16 protein-coding genes are annotated in these 15,645 nt (G+C 39.4%); 7 read left to right on the top strand and 9 right to left on the bottom strand.

The genetic code is table 11. From position 1 onward, the window contains the following. Positions 1-81: 81 nt before the first annotated feature. The 3 genes from C427_RS23690 to C427_RS23680 all read right to left on the bottom strand — a co-directional run bounded on the left by C427_RS23690 (position 82) and on the right by C427_RS23680 (position 4,031). Positions 82-2,280: an NAD(P)-binding protein gene (locus C427_RS23690; protein WP_015431439.1), complete on the bottom strand. Its 2,199-nt coding sequence runs from the start codon at positions 2,278-2,280 to the stop codon at positions 82-84. A 46-nt stretch (positions 2,281-2,326) separates the two neighbouring features. Next, the gene (locus C427_RS23685; RefSeq protein WP_034898947.1) at positions 2,327-3,307 is read right to left on the bottom strand and encodes a hypothetical protein; all 981 of its coding nucleotides are present in this window, start codon (positions 3,305-3,307) and stop codon (positions 2,327-2,329) included. A 109-nt stretch (positions 3,308-3,416) separates the two neighbouring features. Next, complete coding sequence (locus C427_RS23680; RefSeq protein WP_007636649.1) at positions 3,417-4,031, bottom strand: tRNA-uridine aminocarboxypropyltransferase; 615 nt, start codon at positions 4,029-4,031, stop codon at positions 3,417-3,419. A gap of 196 nt (positions 4,032-4,227) precedes the next feature. Between C427_RS23680 and C427_RS23675 the strand changes: the two genes are divergently transcribed. From C427_RS23675 to C427_RS23665, 3 genes are all read left to right on the top strand, one after another. Beyond that, positions 4,228-6,222: a tyrosine-type recombinase/integrase gene (locus tag C427_RS23675; RefSeq protein WP_007636651.1), complete on the top strand. Its 1,995-nt coding sequence runs from the start codon at positions 4,228-4,230 to the stop codon at positions 6,220-6,222. 9 nt (positions 6,223-6,231) lie between these two features. Further along, positions 6,232-6,576, top strand: coding sequence for an MGMT family protein (locus C427_RS23670; protein ID WP_007636653.1), 345 nt, complete (start codon positions 6,232-6,234; stop codon positions 6,574-6,576). An 85-nt stretch (positions 6,577-6,661) separates the two neighbouring features. Beyond that, positions 6,662-7,855 (top strand): HD-GYP domain-containing protein, encoded by a 1,194-nt coding sequence (locus tag C427_RS23665; RefSeq protein WP_007636655.1) that lies wholly within the window; start codon positions 6,662-6,664, stop codon positions 7,853-7,855. A gap of 31 nt (positions 7,856-7,886) precedes the next feature. Here the strand turns inward: C427_RS23665 and C427_RS23660 are convergent, their stop codons facing one another. Next, a complete protein-coding gene (locus C427_RS23660) occupies positions 7,887-8,069 on the bottom strand; it encodes a hypothetical protein (protein WP_007636657.1) in 183 nt (60 codons plus the stop codon). A gap of 351 nt (positions 8,070-8,420) precedes the next feature. Here C427_RS23660 and C427_RS23655 point away from each other — a divergent pair, with 351 nt between their 5' ends. Then, entirely contained in the window at positions 8,421-9,341 is a 921-nt protein-coding gene (locus C427_RS23655) for a hypothetical protein (RefSeq protein ID WP_007636658.1), read from the top strand. Between the two features lie 4 nt (positions 9,342-9,345). Here C427_RS23655 and C427_RS23650 read toward each other — a convergent pair whose 3' ends face one another. Continuing rightward, positions 9,346-10,209 (bottom strand): YicC/YloC family endoribonuclease, encoded by an 864-nt coding sequence (locus C427_RS23650; protein WP_007636662.1) that lies wholly within the window; start codon positions 10,207-10,209, stop codon positions 9,346-9,348. 144 nt (positions 10,210-10,353) lie between these two features. Between C427_RS23650 and rph the strand changes: the two genes are divergently transcribed. Genes rph through tusA form a run of 3 tightly spaced genes read left to right on the top strand, consistent with a single transcriptional unit; the run spans position 10,354 to position 11,977 of the window. Continuing rightward, positions 10,354-11,067 carry a ribonuclease PH gene (gene rph, locus C427_RS23645; protein ID WP_007636668.1) on the top strand — a complete coding sequence of 238 codons (714 nt, stop codon included), beginning with the start codon at positions 10,354-10,356 and terminating at the stop codon, positions 11,065-11,067. Between the two features lie 9 nt (positions 11,068-11,076). Further along, the gene (gene pyrE / locus C427_RS23640) at positions 11,077-11,718 is read left to right on the top strand and encodes an orotate phosphoribosyltransferase (protein WP_007636669.1); all 642 of its coding nucleotides are present in this window, start codon (positions 11,077-11,079) and stop codon (positions 11,716-11,718) included. Positions 11,719-11,725: 7 nt separating this feature from the next. Further along, positions 11,726-11,977 carry a sulfurtransferase TusA gene (tusA, locus tag C427_RS23635; protein WP_007636672.1) on the top strand — a complete coding sequence of 84 codons (252 nt, stop codon included), beginning with the start codon at positions 11,726-11,728 and terminating at the stop codon, positions 11,975-11,977. A gap of 36 nt (positions 11,978-12,013) precedes the next feature. On the opposite strand, the gene C427_RS23630 is transcribed toward tusA, so the two are convergent. The 4 genes from C427_RS23630 to C427_RS23615 all read right to left on the bottom strand — a co-directional run bounded on the left by C427_RS23630 (position 12,014) and on the right by C427_RS23615 (position 15,549). Next, complete coding sequence (locus tag C427_RS23630) at positions 12,014-12,769, bottom strand: class I SAM-dependent methyltransferase (protein ID WP_007636674.1); 756 nt, start codon at positions 12,767-12,769, stop codon at positions 12,014-12,016. Between the two features lie 85 nt (positions 12,770-12,854). Beyond that, positions 12,855-14,174, bottom strand: coding sequence for a metal-dependent hydrolase family protein (locus tag C427_RS23625; protein ID WP_007636682.1), 1,320 nt, complete (start codon positions 14,172-14,174; stop codon positions 12,855-12,857). A gap of 14 nt (positions 14,175-14,188) precedes the next feature. Beyond that, positions 14,189-14,734, bottom strand: a complete 546-nt coding sequence (locus C427_RS23620) for a DUF1285 domain-containing protein (protein WP_007636683.1) — start codon at positions 14,732-14,734, stop codon at positions 14,189-14,191. Then, positions 14,734-15,549, bottom strand: coding sequence for a DUF3014 domain-containing protein (locus tag C427_RS23615; RefSeq protein ID WP_007636684.1), 816 nt, complete (start codon positions 15,547-15,549; stop codon positions 14,734-14,736). Before C427_RS23615 ends, C427_RS23620 begins: the two co-directional genes overlap by 1 nt. Between the last annotated feature and the right edge of the window lie 96 nt (positions 15,550-15,645).

The raw sequence follows: 15,645 nt of genomic DNA, 5'->3' as shown, positions 1-15,645 counted from the left end.
GCAGTAATAGTTTATAAGTATGTGAGTCAAGCCAAAAAAAAGCCGTCATCTTGCCTGTTTTTCAAGCAAATGTCAGTTGTTTTACCGATTATTTTTATAAGGCTCAAACCCATGTTCACCATTAATGACCTCAGGAAAACCGCACACGGCTCTCGACGTTTCCATGCCTGCCATAGTGGCGGCTTCCACACAGCCCGCATTAACACCGGTACTGATCCAATCTCCAGTGATGAATAAATTAGAATAGAGTGTACTGTTTGTTGCTAGGCGATATTGACTACTATCTTTCACTGACAATACATATCGCTCAGAAGGATCGACATTACTTCGCCAATATTGGCTATCAAAACGTTTCTCACCTACTTGAGTCGAGATATCTGTCAAAATTGACCAATTGAATGTGCCTTTTATGGCAACGTTTGGCCACAAATGATGCACGTCATTCGTTAGATATGCCGTCGCGTTATCTTTAGCCTGTTGCGCGCATTGGACTGGAAAACTATGATCACTCGCTGGTGGATATTCACTAATAGGTTGAGCGCTACAGAAATAGGCGACATTTTTTGGCTCGCAGTCTTTTGGCCAGTCTTCACGGCACAATAACTGATTCATCGCTGCCCATGTATCATAAGGCTCTACAAAACCACTTAAAATTGGCTCTTCATCATCTTCCGGTTTACGACCAAAACCAAGTTCTGAATATTCAATATCTGTCCATACCTGAAAGGCCTGAGTGGCGACTGTTTTAATTTTTTCACTGCAGGTTTTTAACCTAGTGTCATTGGCTAACAGTTGTGGACAAATATGCTCTAACCCTGCAACAGAAATACCAAAGATAACCTGATCGAAATCTGCACCTAACGTTAAGGTTTTTTGTGGCAGCGTTTGGCCAAAATGTGACTTGTAAACGTCTGGCCAGTTGCTCCAGTGAGACTCTAAATTGATATTGTTGTTTTGTAAAAGAGCGGCTTGTGTGTCATCTATTTGGCTGTAATTGGGCTTGGAAGGCCAGCAAGGCAGGCCATTTACGTCGACAAAGGGGTGGTAATCTGCACTTTTTAGTTTAACTTGTTCGGTAATGAGCACTTTTTCAATTTGGTCATTACTCTGATTAGGAATAAGCTCATCAACTTTATGGAAGTACTCAAACTTCACCCCACGTCTTTTCAGAAGCTCATAAATAGGTGCAAAGATCACATCGCCCATGCCAGCTTGCATTTTCCACATCACACCACCGTGGTAACACAGTGCAATACGCAGCATCGCCAGCATAGAGACCCCTGCTTCAAGATTAGGCTTAGAAAAATCACCATTTTCGTAACCGAACACTAAATCATAAAAACCTCGAATGGGTGCTGAATTCACCGTATATTTGAAGTTAGCGCCATGTATTGTCAGCCACTCTCTAAGATCCCATTGATTTAGATAGCCAAACCCTTTTTGGTACACATCATCTTCGATAATGCCTTTGATACTGGTAATAGCTAAGTCGGCGCCAATATATAAATGTCTTAGGTTGTCATCTTCATCTAATAAATGATCAAATTCTTGTTCGATCCATTGTTTTAACCAATTGATCCAGCCAGATAAAGCGTTTTGATGTTTAATATGTTGCTCAACCATTTGCTGATCTGTGACTTTACGAACAGGGTGAGTAATTTTTTCAATAAAAGAACACATCATCTGGTGTGTGGCGTGAATGTCATCGTCAATATGATGTGTATTTGTTTTTAATACATCAACAACGTGAGAAAACCAGTCATGCTCCTTGGTTGCAGCCTTGGTTTTTTGTACATGCAAATGGGTCATTTGTTCGGTGAATTTTTTCAGCCAATAGTAAATTAACTGAATCAGATCCCAGAAAGTAGGATCAAGGTTGCCATCTGCGGGATTACCCGGAATAAGGGGGAATTCAATCCCCCAGGTTTTCCAGTTTTGCTCTATATTCTCTTCAAGCGCAATAAAACTATGGGGTTTAAGTGCTTGATCGAATGTGGCAAGTGGTGCCCCACTTGGCCGATTTAAATCTGCATATACCTTTTCCAACGTTTTAAACGAATTAACATAAGCACCAAACCAGACATGTAAGCCATGTTCTTCTATACGTTGCCCATACTCTGCATTACGGCCACTGGCGCCTTTACCACCTAAGCGCCAGCCCATTTGATAAACGGTAATGTCGTATTGATTTTGCCAGTTGTCTTTTTCAGTTAAATAACAAGCTGCGGTCATGGCAGACACGCCACCACCTAAAATCGCTATTTTTTTCTTATCAGTCATAGATGTCTCAAAGTAGTAAAACTGGTTTATTTATCCCAAACTCAGATTAATTGGTTTCAGCTAAAGCAAACGCCGCTTCTTGGTCAAAATCCATTACCACATTAAAGGGCAATAATGCCCGTTGAGTGCCAAGGGGAATACCAAACGCTTTGTCCAGTCTAAACGTGTCAACTTGATGCAGGGTGACGTCATATCTGTGTCCGTAAATCTGTGCACTATGTACTTTTTTGATAATTGACGGTGAGTGCATAACGCCTTGATAGACAGCATTAATCCCTTCACCATCAGGGAATTGTTTAAATAAAATTTGATCCATTTGTGGATCCTTGAACCCATCAATCAGTTGTTTTAATGCGTGAATATCCATATTAAAGAAAGACTTTTCAGAACTTAATAAGGTAAATGCTTCTTTTACTAATTCAACAAACCCTGTGATTTTGTTGCTAGGGCCATCACTGACTTTTTTGACTTCCATGAGTAAATGGTCAGCCATTTTAGTCTCAGGTTTGAAAGGTTGAAAAGCATCCACTGTAATTGAAAATTTATCCGGTTCAGCACCTAAATCAGGCATAGTGTATTCACATAAATATTTATTGTAGCCCCATGTATTGATACCGTTTATTAAGGCATAAATATTGTTTACACAGATAAATGCAGGATACCAATAAACATGATCAACCTTACCTTTAAGCATTTTGGCCACCGGTAACCAGATTATAATATCTGTTTCTTGCATTGACCCCTGTTCGGCAAAACCGGGTGCCAATGACGCTATGTTTTGGATATCTGTAAAAGTGAGTAATACATAAGGCGACAGACATTTATAATTATCACTAGAGTCCTGAACATCATTTTTGCCACTATCAGGCACAATATTTAAGGTTCCATCTAGATAAGTTTGTATCGTAGATGTATCACCCTTCACAAAAAAACCATACATATTGGCATTGGTCATTCTACATGGTGGCCTAGCAATAACATTTCCGGGAAAGCGTGAAAATAGTGGACGAGTTGAAGAAGCTGACATAAATATGTTCCATTTAAATGAGTTAGCATAGCCAAAATGGCTTTTTTCTAATCCTAAATCTACCCTAAAAAATCATTTACAAAAAAACGAGCGCTTTTAATCGATCATATTATTGCTTGTAGTTTTCTAGGAAACATTTCTGCTGCATTTTTGAGAACAGAGCATGCAACTGACTACAATCAATGTTGTGAGTATGCTCAAGTACATAAGCTACTGACTCTAGCGTCGATAGGCTATCTTGCTGAGATGTGTGTCGAATGTGGTACTGGTTATCAGGTGGATTAGTAAAGTGCCAGTTATTACATTGCTGTAACCAAGGATTAAGGTGCCAAATTTTCAGGGCTTTACGCCATGATGCATCAATAAATATTACATTGTGATTAACTGGGAAAACCCTTTGTTTTAGTTCTGGTGAGGAAATAGATTCAACTGAGGTACTTTGTTCATGCGGATAAAATAAGCTGTAATCTTGCGGTTGTTTAGCGACATGTTGTGCTAATTCTGTCCAGTCGTCGGGTTTTTCACCCACTAACACTGTTATCTTTTTTAATCCTAAGGCTAACAACTTAACTGTATTTTTTGCATGTTTTGCTTCTTTAGAATGCTGTAAAATAATGATATTAAGTGGCGCTGTAATGGGATTTACCCAAACGCATAAGCAGGTGTTTTGTGGGTAACCACATTTTTCACATATTTGTCTTTTATTCGTTTTTATAGTCGTCATATTCTTGAATTTTTTAGCCTCACTGTAACTTATGCTTGGTGTTTTTGATCAGGCTTGGTAAATTTGGTAGCCAAGGTCGTATGTGTTAGATGTCGACCTCCCTAAGCTATAAAATATAAAGCAAAATGGACTTATATGCTCATCGGAAATTGTTTGATTAAATTAGTTAGCTGTTTATTTACCTCGGGCGTTTCTAATGTCATTTAATAACAAAATAGACTATATGCCAAATCAACCCTTTTCTGGCGTTGGTACAAATGCATCCGACGTGGAACACAAACGGATTCAAAAGCGAAGATGGCAGGTCTTAATAGGCATGTTTTTGTTGGTGCTAATAATCACCAATGCTTTGATATGGAGCCAAGCTCCGGTTTACCAAAGCCAATCTATTTTGCATTTTTCATATAAATCAAAAACTGACCAAGGGTTCGCTGATTTGGCTCAGCAGCAAATTACGCTGCATCAACAAAGGTTAAAAAGTAATAGCGTGTTGAGTCGTGTTTCCCAAGAGTTAGAGCAAGGCCAGGGATTGATAATTGATGTTCAAACACTTTTTCAGGCATTATCAGTGGAAGCCAGTCTAACAAGCCGTATTCTTTCACTTAAAGCCAATGGCAATGACCCACAAGTTCTTAAACCAATTTTAGATGTACTCTCAAAAGTCTATTTGCAGTTAGTCGAGTCTGAAACTGAAGTTAGTAATAATGTGGAGTTACAGGTTTCAAGCGAACAGTTAGCACTGTTAGAAGATAAAATCGCCAATCAACAGCAATCTTTAGAATTATTCGCCCTAGAAAACAATATTACATCGCTAGAACGAGATGAAAATCGGGTTTTAAGTCAAACCAAAAACTTAGGGGAAAGTCTTGACCAAGCCGTCGCAGATCAAGCTCAAGCCAAAGCATTACTTGATAGCTTGACTGAATCTATTGAAAGGGGCCAAGAGGTTATTCGACCAGATGATAAATCACAAATAGATGACACAAAAATAAACCTTCAAGATATCAGTGCCAAATTAATAGCCTTATCAGAAAAGTATACTGAAGCCTACTTGGAACGTGACCCAACTATTGTCTCTCAACAAAAAAAAGCACAGCAACTGGAGCAACAGCTTAAAGTGCAAATGCAAACAAGCCAATTGAAGTATATACAAGATACTCAACGAGACTTAAACACGGCTAATGGAAAAGCTAAGCAGTTAAGCACCATGTTAGTACAGCAAGTTCAATTAGCACAAAGCTTTAGTCAGAAGCTTGAGCAATATAAAAGGTTAGACAATGAATTGAAGGCGCTACAATCTCAGGCTCTAATCATAACAAATAAACAGGTAGCTCAAGAAGTATCTAAACCTTTTGAAGCCAAGATAACCCTGCTTGAGCCGGCATTTGAACCTGATTTCGCAATCGGACCAAATTATCAATTCAATACTTTATTGAGCCTAGTTGTTGCCACTATTGCTGCCGTATTTTCGCTTTTATTGTATAGCTTTATTGTTAGGCAAAAAGTCATTACTGCTGCGCCTCATAATTTTGTTGTTATGCCCAGACAAGCAAACAATGTTGGGTCGTCAAGCCTAAGTTATGCCCAACATGGGCAGCTTTCGACGCCCACACCAGAATTGCCAGCAGATCCGCTTAAATTATCGCCCATAACCCAAACACTGCGTTTGTTAAGTACATACGAATGTCAGGCTTTGTTTTCTGTCGCAAATAACCAAGGCAAGGCAATAATAGGTTTACTATTGAGTGGTGTAACTATTAACGAATTATGGGGAATAGAAAAAACAAACTTCAGCCAACATTATTCGACTTTACAGATAGATAGCCAATTTTCTCGCAACATATACATTCAGAAAGAACTGGCTGAAGCACTACAAGTTACATGCAACAAATTAAAAGATGAAGCAACAATTTGGTCGAATATTAAAAGCAACGAAGACTTTTTGCAGCTTTTAGTCAATATTGGCCATGATGCACAGATTGCTTTCCCCGGACAGCTATCGCTCGACGTTCTTCGGCATACATATTTAACGTATTTGGCTAGGCAAGGTGCCAGACTCAATGATATTGAACAGGTTGCCGGATACACCTCGCCCAGTGACTTAGCACTTTATCGAAATGTTAACCAACAAGGAAAACTGCTTGATTTAGAGCAGATCCAAACACAATATAATTTTGTTGTGACAAGCTAAGTTGTTGCTATGTTTGAACACCCGCAATACACCAAAATATGGCGCACAGTGCAGCTCATTCCCTTGGGAAAAGTGGCAAGTTATGGCCAAATTGCTGATCTTGCAGGATTACCAGGGCGGTCAAGGTTAGTAGGCAAGTCACTTGGTTACGTACCAAAAAATATGAACGTACCTTGGCATAGAGTCTTGCGTTCTAATGGACAAATTGCATTCCCCACAGGATCTGAGCAATCACAAATACAAACAGGTTTATTGCAACTAGAAGAGGTTGCTGTTTTTAATAACCGAGTTAAGTTTAGCCTTTATCAATGGCAACCTGATTTGGCAGAAATGTTATGGAAATTAGAGTATTAGCCTTCACGATAAATAGTAAATGTTGCTCTTAAGGGCTAAATCTGCCAGATATTTTTATCTTCTTTTTTGAATTTATTTAACCGAGATGTTAACTGTGTTGAAAACCTTTGATACAGACGATGTTGAAGAAGGAATGTTCTTTGACTCTATAGCAAAACAACAAGGCAAATTTAAGATTATTAGTCGAGGTAGGGTTACTTCTCTTGCCGCTATAACACATCTAAAAAACAAAGGAATTTTGTCAGTAGTTGTTGATATGAGCAAACAAATCAAGCCGGAAGTTGTTGCACAACAAGAGCCCGAGCCCGAAAAAATTACCGAGCCGCCTGAAGAAGCATCTTTTGAAGCTGAGCTTGGAGTGGCAGCCAAACTTCACCTCAAAGGTAAACACCTCCAAAAAACAATGTTAGAGAGCTTAGGTAAAAACTTACCTATCGATATTGCCATCCCAGAAGCGTTTACTAAAAATCTTGTGTCGTCAATTAATCGCAACCCTAATGCATTGATGTGCACGACAAAAATACGAGAAAAAGACACCTACCTTTTAGAGCATTCATTAAATGTGGCTATTTTGTTAGCCAATTTTGGTACCCATCTAGGCTTGAATGAAGAACAAATTCAAGAATTGGCGCTATCGGGTTTTTTACACGATATAGGTAAAATTAAAATTCCTGATGAAATATTGCATAAACCAGGGCGCTTAAATGACCAAGAAATGACCACTATGAAAGACCATGTGTACTACGGCACCAAAGTGCTGATTGAAATGGGCATGCCTGATTCCATTGTTGAAACAATTGGTCAACACCACGAGAGGCTCGACGGTTATGGTTACCCAGAAGGTCTTCGTGGGAATGAAATCAGCACATTTGGACGTATGATTGCAATAGTGGATACATATGATGCGATAACAGCAGACCGATGTTATAAGGTTGGAATGTCATCTAAAAAAGCACTGCAAATTTTGTTGCAAGATGCGCCTGAAAAGTATGATGAAGGATTTGTAACACAATTTGTGCAATGTATTGGCATTTTCCCTGCGGGCAGTTTAGTTAAACTCAACAACCAGAAAATTGCCATGGTACTCAAACAACACCCGGTGTATGCCAATAAACCCGTTGTGAAAGTATTTTATTCAGTACGTGGTAGCCACTATTTGGAGCCCAAAGAACTGGATTTAACTGCAGCTAGCAATGGCGTAAAAATTGTTGATGCTGTGATCGCAAGTGATTATAAACTTGATTTTATCAAATACTTTAATGAATCAATAGTCATCTAAATCAACAAGCTCTAAGCGTTTACAACGCTTTTTAACTATTCTTTACTTCTTTTAATATGATTCTCACCTGGTCAGTCGTGACATCAGAAGGGCACACGCCTTTATCAACCAACTCTTCACGAATACATTCAGGATCATTAGTTGAAAAGCCAGAACTGTTTTTCTGGACATAACGGGTGAGTTTTTGCTGCAATTTTCGAGTTAAACAAGACATCTGTACATCTTAATCAGTAATACATTAATAAAATTCCGGCATAGAATGCGACGGGCTTGCTAATATAATTAATACGCATAATGCATTTAATTGGTTGTACTTTAGAATATAATCAAAATCTAAGCCAACAAATTTTTAATACTATAATTCAATAAGATAGGTAAAAATTGACAATTATGTAGTTTGGCATATGTAAAATAGCTGACAAAAAGTGTCTATATTTTTTGTGTATTGGCAAAGTTTTCTGTAATTTTGGATTGTTGTTTTACAATAATGGTTATTAAAGCAGTAAAAAGATATCCAATCCGTTCCTATATTTGTTAATTCATATTCTTCTATCTGGATATTGATATGAACCAAAATACAGTAAAAATTAGTTTAGATTTAGTCCATATAGACGTCGCTCGAAATGCTACGGACGATTTCAATTTATTTCATGATAAAAAGCAATGGCAACAGATAACAGGTAACCCTTTTGGAGGCCCAATCGTACTAGGTTTTCAATTAGAGTGTTTTATTGAGGATTACATCAAACAATATAGACAACAAAATGATGAATTGAATACTCTTGAACAACACCAATTAAAATTTAGTAACTACTCTTTTAATTTTGTTGGTGTTGCAAGGCCCAAAGATAATCTGACCGCCATCATCAAAAAATCACGAATATATTCAGAAGATAAAACGGTTTTATCCAACCGCGTAGTGATAAAAAATGAGCAAGGGATCGTTTTGATGGGTTTTAAGAGCAATTCGAATGTGCCGTTATTCGCAAATGAACAGGGCTTGTTCCCCACATTTAATACTAAAGAGGTGTTTGACCGAACTACTGTTGATGAGTCTGATTATTTTTATAAACGTAAATATACAACCAATAGTAACGCTAAAAATTTTTTAACCGGATCATCTGTAGAGCAGTCTAATTATTTTGATGAAGTAAATGACAAGATCCTGTTTCCAGAGACGTATTGTACTAGCCTTATTTCATGTGCGTTACTAGAAAGGGGTAAGGCTAACGGTCTCGATTTTAAACGTAATCCCATGGTGTATACATCCCATAAGATATCTGTGCATAGTGAAAACGTAGCTAAATTAAGAAGTGATCAGCAATTACATATCTTGGTGGGGCCGCCCATCAATAAAGTTACATCTGGTAAAGAACAAGGTTCAGTCTTGTTAACACACTATTGCATTGGCTTGAATCAAGATAAAAGCGTTTTGTTCCAAGGCGAGATTGAACTCGCACCCTTATCTTATATTTTGCATAAATAGTTTTTTATTCAATATTCGCGATCTGCTCACGCATTTGCTCAATTAACACTTTTAATTCCACTGCCGATTGTGTGATGTCGGTGTTGATAGATTTGGAGCCTAAGGTATTCGACTCACGGTTAAATTCTTGCATCATAAAATCTAGTCTACGACCTACTGCGCCGCCTTTTTTTAGAATTTTTTGGGTTTCACTAATGTGAGATAACAGGCGATCTAGCTCTTCGGCAACGTCTACTTTTTGTGCCAGCATGACCATTTCTTGCTCTACACGGGCGGGGTCTAGTTCAATTTTAGCATCCTCGAAGCGCGCTTGAATTTTTTCACGTTGCCATTTGATGACTTCTGGCATGTGGGCTGTGACTTTTTCAACTTCGCCATTAATACCATCTAAACGTTGTTCGATCATCGTTTTGAGGTTGCTGCCTTCGGTGGCGCGTGAGGCGATAAAATCTGTGAGCGTTAAGTCAAATTCAGCAAGTACTTCGGCTTGAATACTATCCATGTCATTCTCTTCGGCTGAAATCACACCAGGCCAGCGCAATACATCAAGAGGATTTACACCGGCAGACTGGCCATGAGATTGCACCCAATCAGCGGCTTTCATTACCTGTTTAGCTAAACTTTCGTTTAAGTTAAGGTTACCTACTGACGCGTCGTTTGCTATAAAACGTAATGAACATTCCACTTTGCCGCGTTGTAATTGTTTACGAAAACGTTCGCGTAGCAGGGGCTCCATGCTTTTAAATTGCTCAGGAAGACGGAAGTAGGTTTCAAGAAATCGTTGGTTAACGGAGCGCACTTCCCACACAGCTGTGCCCCAATCGGCTTTAAGTTCGCGGCGGGCAAAAGCAGTCATACTGTAAATCATTGAAATCTTCCATTGTCTTAGTTAATTGTATTATACCCCTGTTGAAACTGGGAGCGAGGGTCTAGGGCAATTAATTGTTTAAAACTTAAGATAATTTACACGGAAGCCTCTATAATTCCGTTCACTATTATTTAGGAGAAAATCATGCGTCCAAGTGGAAGAACCGCCAGTCAAATTCGCCCCGTTACTATTACCCGCAATTTTACCTGTCATGCAGAAGGCTCAGTATTGATTGAGTTTGGTAATACTAAGGTGTTGTGTAATGCCTCAGTAACTGAAGGTGTGCCTCGTTTTATGAAAGGCCAAGGTAAAGGCTGGGTAACCGCAGAATACAGTATGTTGCCAAGGGCTACGCATACTCGTTCTGATCGTGAAGCCGCTCGTGGCAAACAAGGTGGACGTACTCTTGAAATTCAGCGTTTAATCGCACGTTCATTGCGTGCAGCAGTCGATTTAAAGTTGCTAGGCGAAAACACTATTATTGTTGATTGTGATGTTATTCAAGCTGATGGCGGTACACGTACTGCTTCGATTACAGGTGCATGCGTGGCTTTGGCTGATGCACTTAGTTGGATGCGTGCTAAAGGTATTCTCAAAACTAATCCCATTAAACATATGATTGCAGCTTTGTCTGTAGGTGTTTACAAAGGCACCGCTATTGCCGATTTAGAATATCTTGAAGATTCTGATGCTGAAACTGATATGAACGTAGTGATGACCGACACCGGCAAATTTATCGAAGTGCAAGGCACTGCAGAGGGCGAACCTTTTGATTATAACGAGCTAAATGAAATGTTGGAATTGGCGAAAAATGGTATTCGTGAGTTGTTCGACGAGCAAAAGTTAGCTTTAAACTAGGACGTCATCATGCAAGATTATCAACGTGCTTTTATTGAATTTGCTCTAGCTCGGAATGTTTTGAAATTTGGTCAGTTTACTCTTAAGTCAGGTCGAATTAGCCCCTATTTTTTCAACGCGGGTTTATTTAATACCGGTGGCGACTTGGCCAAATTGGGACAGTTTTACGCGCAAACGTTGCAAACATCAGGTATTGAATACGATGTGTTATTTGGCCCTGCGTACAAAGGCATTCCTATTGCTACTTCTACGGCAGTGGCGTTAGCAGATAAACATAATGTAGATAAGCCTTATTGCTTTAATCGCAAAGAAACGAAAACCCATGGTGAAGGCGGTAATTTAGTCGGTAGCCCGCTTGCGGGTAAAATCATGCTGGTGGACGACGTAATTACCGCCGGTACGGCTATTCGTGAGTCTATGCAACTGATCGCAGCCAATAATGCCCAACTTGCAGGGGTTCTGATTGCTTTAGATAGGCAAGAAAAGGGGCAAGGTGAGTTATCGGCCATTCAAGAAGTTGAGCGTGATTTTGATACTAGGGTGATTTCTATCGTCAGTTTAGCTGATTTGGTTGATTATCTGAGTGATAAAGCAGATATGGCTGAGCACTTAGCTAATATCCAGCAATATCGTTTGGACTATGGGATTTAGTTAGCAAGTGAAAGATTTAAGTCGATTCGAATCTGCTGATTATCAATTAGATGCTTTAGGTTTACTCTGCCCAGAGCCTGTGATGATGGTACGTTTAAAAATTCGAGAAATGAACGTGGGTGAAACGTTAGCTGTGACAGCTGACGATCACTCCACTACCCGCGATATCCCCAGTTTTTGCCGTTTTATGGATCATGAATTAGTGGATGTCCAGAGTGTCACATCTCCTTATCAATACGTGATCAAAAAAGGTCGCTAACTTAGCGATCTTTTATCTTAACGAACACCGTCATGTTTAATTTGGTTTACGGAACTTTATGGTCCAGCGGTCGGAATTTCCAGAAACAGATTTAACCCCTACTTCGTAACGTAACTCGTCATCAGCGCGGTAATGTAGGTCGCTATAATCAACAAATTCAAATCCAGCTTCTTGGATTTCTTTGATGGCAAGGACAGGATCAATACGGCGACGGTTAGCAGGATTTTGTTCTTCCATATGTCGAGAAGTATGATCTACTAAGGCATAAACACCACCTGGCTTGAGCGACTCAAAGGCCAGTTTATTCATATTGCGGCGACCTTCTTCTCCAAAGTTATGATAGTTGCGAAACGTCAACACCATATCAAGATTTTTTACCCCAAGAGTGTCTGCTTCTAAAGAATAAAAACGCTCTCCATCTTTACGATAAAGTTTAGCGTTTTCTGCGACAATTTTGATTTTTTCAAACCCAGGCTCTTTAAGTAAATTTTCGATACGTCCAGTACCCAAAGCAGCATAATATTCGCCTTTAGCACTGACCACGGGTGCCAGAATTTTGGTATACCAGCCTCCACCAGGAATAAGCTCAATAATTTTCATATCGTCACGAAGTTCAAAAAAATCCAACGTCTGAAGTGCTTTTCGGTTGCTGTCTCGGTCGGTTTCAACTTCAGTTCTGATTTCAGCTTTTAACGCTGATTTAATTTTCTCTGCTGTGGCATCAAAGCTATCTGCCGCTATTGAACTGGCGCTTGCTGCAAGCAGTAATATAGAAAGAAATTTTTTCACCAAAATATCTCCATTTAAAGTTTTTTAAAATTCTGAAAGACACTTATTTAATATATACAAAATCGTTGTAATAAGGCTTGGTGTCAACCTACATATTCTTGTAAACCACGCCGTCTTTCATTACAAAGTTCATATTTTGTAAAAGTGAAATTTGCTTTAAAGGGTCACCTTTAACAGCAACTAAATCTGCTAGTTTACCGACTTCTATGGTGCCTACAGTATCGCTGATATTGAGCAAGTCAGCTGCGTTTTGGGTGGCACTACGTATTGCTTCAATGGGCTTCATACCTGCTTCAACCATAAATACAAACTCTAAGGCATTGTCACCGTGAGCCGAAACACCAGAGTCAGTACCAAATGCAATTTTCAGCCCTGCTTTGTAGGCGTTAGCAAGAGTTTGTTGAATAAGGGGGCCAATTGCGGCTGCCTTAGGTCTTACAAGTTCGGGAAAGAAACCATCAATTTTGGCTTTCTCAGCTACCCATTTACCAGCCATGATGGTCGGTACATAATAAGTGCCATGTTTTTTCATTTGCTTAAACACTTCTTCATCCATATAAGTGCCGTGTTCAATTGAGGTCACGCCTGCTTTAATCGCGCGTAACATACCTTCTTTACCATGGGCATGAACTGCGACAGTCATTCCATAGTCTTTTGCCGTTGCAACAATGGCATTGAGTTCATCATCCATAAACTGAGGATTTTGACCACTTTTAGCTACACTTAAAACACCACCTGTTGCCGTGATTTTAATTAAGTCTGCGCCATCTTTATAACGTTGACGCACTGCTTTACGAGCTTCAGCTTCGCCATTAATGACACCTTGGAGAGGCCCAGGGTCGCCCATTATTGATTTACTGCGACCATTGGTTGGATCGGAGTGGCCACCTGTTGTAGCAATAGATTTCGCTGCAGTGTAAATACGTGGACCTTTTACCATCCCCTTATTAATTGCATTTCTCAGTGCAACCGTTTCGTTGTTACCATCACCTAAGTTTCGGATTGTTGTAAAACCTGCCATCAAGGTTTTTTCAGCGTACATCACACCTTTAATTGCATAATCTGCTTCATTCAAGGTGAAGGCTTCCATATAACTAGCCGGGCCGCTGTTTTGGCTAGAGATATGCGTATGCATGTCCATAAAACCTGGCATCAGGGTGTAATCAGATAAATCAATAACGGTATCTTCACTACTCCCTGAAGTGAATCCTTCGTTGATCGCTGTGATTTTGTTGTCTGTTATAATCACCGACGCATTTTTTATCACCTTGTCTGAAGTGCTATCGATTAGGCTACCAGCATGGATAATTGTGACCGGTACTTCGGTGGTGGCTATGGCTGCACTAGTTAAAAAAAGTTGGCCTAAGGTTGCCAAGGCCAAGGCAGATTTTAAAATTTTATTTTTCATATTAAGACGTCCTGTTATAACTCGCCGAGACTAAAGTGATAGTTATCACTGTTAAATATTAGATGACGCTTGCCATCTAACTCTTGCTCTTCTCCCAACTCAGCGAGTTGGTAAAATACATTTTGATGAAAACGGGCCCATAAATTTCTACGGACTAAAGCGTAAGGTAGGTATGCACCTGTTTTTTTGTCTGCAAATATTTTTACCGGATTTTCTGTACTAACTATTAAATCTTGACCTGTGTTGGTTGTAAGTACCAACTTATCGTTCTCTTTCTGCCATTGAGTAACGAGAAAAGGTACGTCTTCGACTTGAATACCTACCTTTTCTACAGGTGTGACTAGAAAGTAATGTTCTTCTTCACGTTTTAAAACACTGGCAAAGAGTTTCACTAAGGGTTTGCGGCCAATTGGTGTGCCCATGTAAAACCAACTGCCGTCATGCTTTATTTGTATATCAATGTCCCCGCAAAATTCAGGATCCCATTTGTCTACAGGAGGCATTGCCGCATTTTGAGAACTGATTTGTTTTTGAAAAGTCCCTAAGTCGAATGTTGTCATTACAGTGTTTCTTTTATCTCACGTAATTTGGTTTTGATACGGCGCATGTTTTCAGGCCCTGTGCGTAACAATTGTTTTTGAGGAGCAGTTAAAGATTCAAGTTGTTTATCAGCAAACTTGTACATTACGCTGTCGGAATATACTTCAACCGGGAAAGGCACTTCAGGGGTATTTAGTAATACATCTATTGCCTCTTCAAGTTTTTCGTCAAAACTATCTGATGGACTACTTATTTCAGAAAATATTTTTTCTATAGCTGGTTTGTATTCTTGATATAACTGCAATAGTGATTCTGTTTCAAGGGACTCAAATACTTCTACGTAAGGCACGTAACGTTTAAAGCTTGCAGGATCAATCCATTCTTTATCGGCTTGCCTGTAAGTCCGAAACGGCTTTTCTGGCTGCACTAATACTCTATTGTTATCAGCTAAATTTTCATCAGCCAAGGTATTAGTCATTATTACAAAGCGCTCTAGTAAGGCTTCATCAATCAGCAAACGTGCGAATGCTTCGTAGTCAGATAGAGCTAATAATTTAGTCTTTACTGTGCCATCGCTTGTATCTAATGGCTCAGGCTCTGGGATAATTTCGGGCTCAGGTTGCTGCTCTACTACTTCTGGAATAAAAATAACAGGCGGCGCCTCAATAATAGGCTCGACTATCGGCTCGACTATCGGCTCGATAACAGGTTCAACAGGCGCAATAATAACTGGTTCAGGCTCAGCGGGCCAAAATACAACGGCTAGGACAATTGCCAATACAATTGCAGCTATAACGAAATGTGGTACTAACGATTTTTTTGATTCTTCACTCATGATTTCCCCGTTAAGCAAACATCTGTGATTAACATGTCGATTTAGCGTACTTAAAATTCCATCTAAATGATATGCGTAGAGTGTAATATAGTGTAA

The organism is Paraglaciecola psychrophila 170 (assembly GCF_000347635.1).
GTDB classification, from domain to species: Bacteria; Pseudomonadota; Gammaproteobacteria; order Enterobacterales; family Alteromonadaceae; genus Paraglaciecola; species Paraglaciecola psychrophila.
The sequence above is the reverse complement of the archived record's forward strand: the minus strand, read 5'-3'. Positions and strand labels throughout refer to the sequence as shown.

Bases quoted from the DNA above. Each gene is read 5' to 3' on its own strand.
- C427_RS23690 (WP_015431439.1), bottom strand. From the start codon at position 2,280: ATGACTGATAAGAAAAAAATAGCGATTTTAGGTGGTGGCGTGTCTGCC.
- C427_RS23685 (WP_034898947.1), bottom strand. From the start codon at position 3,307: ATGTCAGCTTCTTCAACTCGTCCACTATTTTCACGCTTTCCCGGAAAT.
- C427_RS23680 (WP_007636649.1), bottom strand. From the start codon at position 4,031: ATGACGACTATAAAAACGAATAAAAGACAAATATGTGAAAAATGTGGT.
- C427_RS23675 (WP_007636651.1), top strand. From the start codon at position 4,228: ATGTCATTTAATAACAAAATAGACTATATGCCAAATCAACCCTTTTCT.
- C427_RS23670 (WP_007636653.1), top strand. From the start codon at position 6,232: ATGTTTGAACACCCGCAATACACCAAAATATGGCGCACAGTGCAGCTC.
- C427_RS23665 (WP_007636655.1), top strand. From the start codon at position 6,662: ATGTTAACTGTGTTGAAAACCTTTGATACAGACGATGTTGAAGAAGGA.
- C427_RS23660 (WP_007636657.1), bottom strand. From the start codon at position 8,069: ATGTCTTGTTTAACTCGAAAATTGCAGCAAAAACTCACCCGTTATGTC.
- C427_RS23655 (WP_007636658.1), top strand. From the start codon at position 8,421: ATGAACCAAAATACAGTAAAAATTAGTTTAGATTTAGTCCATATAGAC.
- C427_RS23650 (WP_007636662.1), bottom strand. From the start codon at position 10,209: ATGATTTACAGTATGACTGCTTTTGCCCGCCGCGAACTTAAAGCCGAT.
- rph (WP_007636668.1), top strand. From the start codon at position 10,354: ATGCGTCCAAGTGGAAGAACCGCCAGTCAAATTCGCCCCGTTACTATT.
- pyrE (WP_007636669.1), top strand. From the start codon at position 11,077: ATGCAAGATTATCAACGTGCTTTTATTGAATTTGCTCTAGCTCGGAAT.
- C427_RS23625 (WP_007636682.1), bottom strand. From the start codon at position 14,174: ATGAAAAATAAAATTTTAAAATCTGCCTTGGCCTTGGCAACCTTAGGC.
- C427_RS23620 (WP_007636683.1), bottom strand. From the start codon at position 14,734: ATGACAACATTCGACTTAGGGACTTTTCAAAAACAAATCAGTTCTCAA.
- C427_RS23615 (WP_007636684.1), bottom strand. From the start codon at position 15,549: ATGAGTGAAGAATCAAAAAAATCGTTAGTACCACATTTCGTTATAGCT.